The sequence below is a fragment of the Shimia fortis genome (assembly GCF_040225985.1).
In the GTDB taxonomy this organism is placed as follows: Bacteria; Pseudomonadota; Alphaproteobacteria; order Rhodobacterales; family Rhodobacteraceae; genus Shimia.
On record NZ_JBBPEU010000048.1, the window covers coordinates 1 to 362 of the forward strand.

Genomic DNA, 362 nt, shown 5'->3' on the forward strand with positions numbered 1-362 from the left:
GACGACGTATTGACCGGCTCGGCCTTCGGGGATGTCATCTTTGGCGGAGACGGCAACGACTTCATCAATGGCGGCTTCGGCCATGACCGGGTGAATGGCGGGGCTGGTGCTGATCGTTTCTTCCATGTTGGGGTTCCAGGTCATGGCTCGGACTGGATTCAGGATTATAACGCCGCTGAAGGGGATGTGCTTTTCTTCGGCAATGGCGCGGCGACCGCCAGCCAGTTCCAGATCAACACGGCGGACACGGCCAATGCGGGCGCTGATGGCATCAGCGAGAGCTTCGTGATTTATCGTCCCACTGGCCAGATCATGTGGGCCTTGGTGGACGGCGATGCACAAACGTCGATTAACCTGCAGAT

The 362-nt window shown here is 58.6% G+C and carries 1 pseudogene; it reads left to right on the plus strand.

Annotated features, from left to right (window positions below):
- A pseudogene (locus WNE31_RS18440) lies at positions 1 to 362 on the plus strand (hypothetical protein); the annotation flags it as partial.